Genomic DNA, 7,086 nt, shown 5'->3' on the forward strand with positions numbered 1-7,086 from the left:
GTCTAAAAGTCTTACCCAACAAGGTTTTTAGATTGATTCAACCAGCCCTAGACAATTTATGAGAACGAACAAAGGAAATTCTAAGTCCCCCCGACCGTTGCGAGTGCCGAGAGGTCGCCGGGACGACCGCCGCCATACCCCCAAGGTAAACCGGACAGGTCTCTATCAACGTGCGATCCGAGAGTCCTTCCTTAAACTCGACCCGCGCATCGCCGTGCGTAACCCAGTCATGTTCGTGGTCTGGTTGGGAACGATCGTCACGGCCTTGGTCACGATCGACCCGAATCTATTCGGCACAATCGCCGCAGACAGCGGACAACAACGGCTACTTAACGGCATCATCACCCTGATCCTCTTCTCCACGGTGCTGTTCGCCAACTTCGCCGAGGCGATCGCCGAGGGACGGGGAAAAGCCCAGGCCGATGCCCTGCGCTCCACCCGCAGCGACACAACCGCCCGAAAAATCCTGGCCGACGGCTCGATCGAGTCGGTCAGTTCCACGGCCTTGGGTCGGGGCGATCGGGTAAAACTGGTGGCCGGGGACGTGATTCCCGCCGACGGGGAAGTGATCGAGGGAATCGGTTCGGTGGATGAATCGGCGATCACCGGAGAATCGGCCCCGGTCCTCAAACAACCCGGCACCGACATCGCCAGTTCCGTCACCGGCGGTACGCGGCTTCTCTCGGACGAGTTGACAGTGCGGATCACCCAAGATCCCGGCCAGGGTTTTATCGATCGCATGATCTCCCTTGTGGAAGGGGCCGAGCGAACAAAAACCCCCAACGAGATCGCGCTGACGGTACTTCTAGCCGTGTTAACCCAAGTCTTTTTAATTGTCGTGGCCACGATTCCGCCGATCGGGAACTATATCGCTGGTTTCCTGGAAACGAGCCTCGGGCCGGCGGTTGCGAATACCTTTCGGGCCGGTTCCAGTATCGCCATCTTGATCTCCCTCCTCGTCGCTCTCATTCCCACGACGATCGGTGGTTTATTGAGCGCGATCGGCATCGCTGGGATGGATCGTGTGGCTCAGTTCAACGTCATCGCCACCTCTGGGCGTGCGGTGGAAGCCTGCGGTGACGTAAATACCCTCCTTCTCGACAAAACGGGAACGATCACCCTCGGAAACCGGCTGGCTGACGAATTTATCCCGGCCAACGGTCATAACCTGGAGGAATTAGCCCAGGTCTGTCTAGCGGCCAGCCTTTTCGACGAAACCCCGGAAGGACGCTCGATCGTTGCCTTAGCCCGGAATTTGGGCGCAAACCTCCCCCTCGATGGCCAACCCGGCGAGGCAATCCCATTCTCGGCTCGTACCCGCATGAGCGGCACCGATAGGGACGGCGAGGAATACCGTAAGGGGGCCGTAGAAGCGATTAAAGGTTTCGTCCGTTCTAGGGGTGGTTCCGTTCCCGCCAGCCTCGATCAGGCCCAGGAAAGGGTTTCCCGTTTGGGGGGAACTCCCCTGGCCGTCTGTCGGGGTAACGATATCTACGGGGTGATCTATCTCAAAGATATAGTGAAACCGGGATTAAAAGAGCGTTTCGACCAATTACGGCGCATGGGGGTGAGAACGATCATGCTCACCGGCGACAACCAGATCACGGCCTCGGTGATCGCGGCAGAGGCGGGGGTGGATGATTTTATCGCCGAGGCCACCCCGGAAGATAAGATCGAGGTGATCCGTCGCGAGCAATCCCAGGGCAAGTTAGTTGCCATGACGGGGGACGGCACTAACGACGCACCGGCACTGGCCCAGGCTAATGTCGGTGTGGCGATGAACTCCGGAACCCAAGCGGCGAAGGAGGCGGCCAATATGGTGGATCTCGATTCCGACCCGACCAAGCTGATCGATTTAGTGACCATCGGCAAACAGTTACTCATTACCCGCGGCGCCCTGACCACGTTTTCGGTAGCTAACGATATCGCCAAGTATTTCGCCATTATCCCGACGATTTTCGCCGCCGCCGGGATCGGTGCTTTAAACATTATGGGTTTGAAAAGCGCTCAATCGGCGATCGTCTCGGCCCTGATCTACAATGCCCTGATTATCCCCGTTTTGATTCCCCTGGCACTTAAAGGCGTTCAATTTCGCCCGCTCACTGCTGACCAACTATTGCGGCGCAATATCCTCATCTACGGCGTGGGAGGCATGATTGCGCCGTTTATTGCTATTAAGATTATTGATGAGATAATTTCAGCGATCGGGTTGAGGTAATGGGAAAATCGGCAATATTTAAGCCTAGTTTATTCGGATTGAAGCACTCGAATCGGGATTTTACCCAAAAAGAAACATGGGGGAAAAATCAATTTAACTCCTCATTTCCAGCTTCTTTGTGCGCTTACTTGGATTGGAAAGGACTGAAAAATGTATATCTGAAACTTGATGAAAATTTAAAAATTCAACCGGCGGAGTTAAGTACACAAGAGTTATACGGTCTAGCTCCCGATTCCGATAATTTATTTTATGCTTTCGAGAGTCAATTTACGCCGTATAATCAATTTGTAATCGGTAGTTTGCCTAGAGTCGATCTAGTAACCCAGAGAATAGATAACGGTAATTGTCTTCGAGGTCTCGAAATTAAATTAACCGCTTTACCAGACAATACAACTTGTGATTTAGAAGATATTCGTTATGGATGTGAAATAGTGGTTAGACCAGATACCATTGTGTATCTCGCCTGTAGTATAATTAATCACATTAGGCAAAATATACAAAAATTGCAGGAGATTATCGGTAGTGATTTCGATTCTATTCAAGACTGGACAGAACCGAGAGAGGTAATGCCTTATTTACTATCAATAGTTGGCGTTATTGACCGACTATCGCTTGATTTATTGCCCTATCAACAACCATTTTTAATACAGCCTATCTGGAAAACGGAAGGCAAATCTTCAAAATTGGCAGAGCAATGTTTAGATGTGTTCGTTTGGAGCGATCTAGCTTTCACTCGGCTATTCGTAGATCTGACTAAATTTGAAGCGAGAATAGAAAAAAGTATTTCCAGACAAATACGTTCTGCGATATGGCTGTTCAAAATGCTTGACGATTTCAGCAAACAGGGGCGCATCAATCATAGAAAAATAATCGATCAACTTTCGTACAATACAAAAAACGATAAGGCGTTTGCATTAAGCGGCAAAATTACCAACCGGTATATGCGTTCAGAAATTTTGCAGCGACCCAGAATTAACAAATCAGAAATAAGAGAAATTATTTTAGGAGGTGGACAAAATTTATTGAGTCCTGAAAGGCGATTTGATGCTATTATTTATAATTCACCCGATTTGTTTAATTTAGAGGAGGGAGCAAAATGATCACAATCGATTTATTCGCTGGTTGTGGTGGTTTATCTTTAGGTTTCCAGAAAGCGGGGTTTACTATTGTGGCTGCATTTGATAATTGGATACCTGCTATAGATGTCTATAGCAATAACTTTAGTCATCCGATATTTAATGTCGATTTGTCTAGAGAATCTAATCAAGAAATATTGGCTCAATATAATCCTGAGATTATTGTCGGCAGCCCCCCTTGTCAAGACTTTTCCAGTGCTGGTAAGAGAGACGAGGGTTTAGGACGAGCGAATCTAACGCTCACATTCGCTGAAATTGTAACTAGAGTAAGTCCCCAATGGTTCGTTATGGAAAATGTGGATAGAATTGAGAAAAGTAAAATACTCACTCAGGCAAAACAAATTTTTAAAAGTCATGGTTATGGTTTAACTGGAAAAGTTATTAATTCTTGTTACTGCGGAGTTCCTCAAACTAGAAAAAGATATTTTCTGATCGGTAAAATGAACGAAGAAGATGATTTTTTGATCGATGAAATTAATGAAAATCTATCAAGTCAACCTCTGACTGTATTTGACTATATGGGCAAAGAATTAGATATAGAATACTATTATAGACATCCTAGAAGCTATCAAAGAAGGGCGATATTCAGTATTTATGAACCTAGCCCTACTATTCGAGGAGTAAATCGACCAGTTCCCAAAACCTATCGACAACATCCCGGTGATGCTTGTCATCTCAAGGAAAAATTAAGACCGCTAACAACGAGGGAGCGAAGCTATATTCAAACTTTTCCTAAAGACTTTATTTTTACAGGAACAAAATCTAATCTAGAACAAATGATTGGCAATGCGGTTCCTGTTAATTTGGCTAGATATGTAGGCCAATGTATTCTTAACTATGAATTGAAAAAGGGGAACAAGACAACCTATCGACAACTACAGCTATTTTCTTGATTTACTGGCAAAAACAAATCTCCAAAAAACTCTAATTCTTATGAAAGCATCCCTTAGAAAATACCGATTTTTCTGGTATATTTTCTTAAATTTCTGTCTAACAATTCTTTTCTCCTCCATCGTTCAAGCTTCTACGGGAAGCACTATAAATAGGGGGCAATCCTTCGCATTAACCCTTTTAGGATTAGTCGCTTTTGCTTTATTTATCTATCTATTCTTTGTCATCTTTGTACCGGAGAGGTTTTAAGAGATTTCTGGCATAATTAATTTTTGAGAGTTCAAAAATGGGAAAAAGCAGAAAATCTCTAAATAGACTCTTTAATTGATTGTGGTTTATTCCTAATCCTCCTGACTCCTGACTACTGGCTCCTGACTCCTAACTCCACCAACAAACTTTTTCAGTAAACCCTAATTATGAGTTTTGCACGCGAGGCCGGTAGAGCCATCCGTTCTACCCTAGTTCTCTGGGTGATCACTGCGCTGATCTATCCTTTCTCGATGATCGCCATCGGTCAAATTCTTTTTCCCTGGCAAGCGAACGGGAGTTTGATCACCAATAATCAAGGTCAAGTGGTGGGTTCGGCTCTAATTGGGCAACCTTTCACCAGCGATCGCTATTTCAATAGTCGTCCGAGTACCACCGCCTACAGTACGGCCGATCCGAAAAACGATCCTAACAAGATCCTGCAAACCGGAATTTCGGGAGCGAGTAACCTAGCTCCCAGTAACCCCCTGTTGATCGAGCGAATTAAAGGAAAACCCGATACCGATCTGGCAAAAGCTATAAAGGGGGAGATTCCCCGATTAGAGAAGACGGGAATTAAACCCACCGCGGATCTAGTATATACCTCTGGATCGAGTCTCGATCCCCATATCACCCCAGAGGCCGCCAGAGCGCAGATCGAGCGGGTGGCGCGAGTGCGGGGATTACCGCCGAATCAAGTAGAGATCCTGATTACCAAAAATACCGACGAGCGCTTTCTCGGCATCTTTGGCGAACCGGGGGTTAACGTGCTGAAACTGAATCTGGCTCTAGATGCGATCGCAAATACCCGATAGGGCCTCTGATACTAAATCCTGTTTAAAAGGTATAGGAAAGTGGGAAGAGAGAGTTTGCCTTTAAAAACCCCAACTTAGTAGATTTACAAACATGGAGTACAGCCGCTAAAAAACTAACTGGGAGAGGATTTTTTACCTGATCTTACCTTGAGATTCACATTGAAAACCTTGATCGCGCCAAGCTTCTAAATCAACGGAATTTAAGGGAATGACTTGCCAACAGGGGGGAGAGATTAATTGTCCGACAAAAGCCCAAATTATACTTCTAGTCACATCTAACCCAGTTTTTAGCTTTGATTCGTGATTACCCGGAATACCAATTTCTCGGACTGCATCGATTTCTACTGCTATACCGTGGGATTGCAAGTGAATTGCTGCTAACCATTGAGCGCGAGGTAAATGAGTCGGAGAGGTGACAACTTTTACTTTATGTACTCCCCATTGTTTTAAAATTGGCACAGCAAAGAAAAAATTGCCGAAGGTAGAATTAGCACACTTTTCTAACCAGACGTTAGTTTTTGGCGCTTTTGCCCGTTCAAATAGTAATAAAATACAGGGGTCTTTCGAGCCTTCGGAAATCAAAATCGGTATATTGGGGTATTGCTGGGCCAGATTAGCTGCATAAATTTCCCGACGAATGCTGCCCCCCAAAACTAAGATGGCATCAACGGGTTTTTGTTGATTAATTGGCAAGCGGACGGCTAAATTAATCGCTAGATTAAGGATAATAAACCCAAAAACCGCAATCAGAGTTAGTTTTAACCATCTTTGCCCATGCCGGTGTTGACGCGCAAAATTTTTCGTTTTTTTCCCCATTGTTTAGAGATGGTGTAACAATTGTGCTTTGATAATTTTTTCTGCGGGGTTGAGTTTGACTAATTGTGAACCTGTCCCGTCTTTACCCGTAACTGTCACAGTTTCCACCTCTAAGGGTAGTTTTCGATTCTGATTGGTACTTAATAACACTATACTCCCCGCCCGCGCCGCTACCATAGCCGCTAAACTATCCTGTTTGTTAACGAATTGTAAAGCAGGTGAACCAAGATCGCCTAATTGTGATAGACGTAAATTCTCGATCGCCAGTCTTTTCCCGTAACCCAATCCCGAAATCAGCAGCAGATTTTCCCGATGAGGGAGAGAAACACAACCAGCTAGATGTTCCCCGTAGCGCAATCGCAAAATTGCCAAACCCTGGGCAGATTTACCCATAATTGGCAATAATTCCTCGCGCACGGGATAACGCAACACCCGACCGCTACTGGTGGCGATCGCTAAGTCCAGGCCCTCGTGAGTAAAAATAGCACCATATAGGCGATCGTCTTCTTTCAATTTCATCAGGGACAAACCCCGACTACCAACCCCCTCTAATTCATTGATGGGAAGTCGCTTTATTCGACCCTGTTGACTCAGTAAAAGCAATTCTTGATTTTTTTGAGGTTCTGTCAAGAAAAATTGATTTAACACCGCTTCTGACTCTTTTTGGGCGGTTTTGGTCAGCAGACTGGAGATTAACACCGGTTGATTCGCTTGCGGGGGGACTTCCCGGATAGCAATCGGGTAAGCTTTGGCATTATCGAGGATAACTAGGAAATTTTCCCGTTTTTCGATCGCCTGTTGATAGATAATTAAACCCCGGTCCGGCGCTCGCTCTTCCGGTGTCGTCCAACTAATTTTATCTTCGGCATCAAGCAATAAAATCGCATTTTCTGGGGGTTCTTGGGGCGTAAATAGGCTTAAACTCGGTGCATTCTCACTCTCAGATTTTTTCTTAACTTTATTC

7 protein-coding genes are annotated in these 7,086 nt (G+C 46.0%); 5 read left to right on the plus strand and 2 right to left on the minus strand.

Annotation, left to right across the window (positions count from 1 at the left end; genetic code table 11):
- Positions 1–58 precede the first annotated feature (58 nt).
- The 5 genes from kdpB (at position 59) to kdpC (ending at position 5,306) form a co-directional block, all read left to right on the plus strand.
- Positions 59–2,218 (plus strand): potassium-transporting ATPase subunit KdpB, encoded by a 2,160-nt coding sequence (gene kdpB / locus IQ242_RS12280; protein ID WP_193960166.1) that lies wholly within the window; start codon positions 59–61, stop codon positions 2,216–2,218.
- Positions 2,218–3,318 carry a HindVP family restriction endonuclease gene (locus tag IQ242_RS12285; protein WP_193960167.1) on the plus strand — a complete coding sequence of 367 codons (1,101 nt, stop codon included), beginning with the start codon at positions 2,218–2,220 and terminating at the stop codon, positions 3,316–3,318. The genes kdpB and IQ242_RS12285 overlap by 1 nt, the downstream gene beginning before the upstream one ends.
- A complete protein-coding gene (locus IQ242_RS12290) occupies positions 3,315–4,247 on the plus strand; it encodes a DNA cytosine methyltransferase (protein WP_193960168.1) in 933 nt (310 codons plus the stop codon). The genes IQ242_RS12285 and IQ242_RS12290 overlap by 4 nt, the downstream gene beginning before the upstream one ends.
- A gap of 40 nt (positions 4,248–4,287) precedes the next feature.
- Complete coding sequence (gene kdpF / locus IQ242_RS12295) at positions 4,288–4,494, plus strand: K(+)-transporting ATPase subunit F (protein ID WP_193960169.1); 207 nt, start codon at positions 4,288–4,290, stop codon at positions 4,492–4,494.
- A 167-nt stretch (positions 4,495–4,661) separates the two neighbouring features.
- Positions 4,662–5,306, plus strand: a complete 645-nt coding sequence (kdpC, locus tag IQ242_RS12300) for a K(+)-transporting ATPase subunit C (RefSeq protein WP_193960170.1) — start codon at positions 4,662–4,664, stop codon at positions 5,304–5,306.
- Positions 5,307–5,438: 132 nt separating this feature from the next.
- Here the strand turns inward: kdpC and IQ242_RS12305 are convergent, their stop codons facing one another.
- Both IQ242_RS12305 and IQ242_RS12310 read right to left on the minus strand, forming a co-directional pair.
- Positions 5,439–6,122, minus strand: a complete 684-nt coding sequence (locus IQ242_RS12305) for a YdcF family protein (RefSeq protein ID WP_193960171.1) — start codon at positions 6,120–6,122, stop codon at positions 5,439–5,441.
- A 3-nt stretch (positions 6,123–6,125) separates the two neighbouring features.
- Positions 6,126–7,086 (minus strand): DNA gyrase C-terminal beta-propeller domain-containing protein (locus IQ242_RS12310; protein ID WP_305070279.1); only part of this gene is annotated, 961 nt, incomplete at its 5' end.

The sequence above is a fragment of the Microcystis sp. LEGE 08355 genome, assembly GCF_015207185.1.
Lineage (GTDB): Bacteria > Cyanobacteriota > Cyanobacteriia > Cyanobacteriales > Microcystaceae > Microcystis > Microcystis panniformis.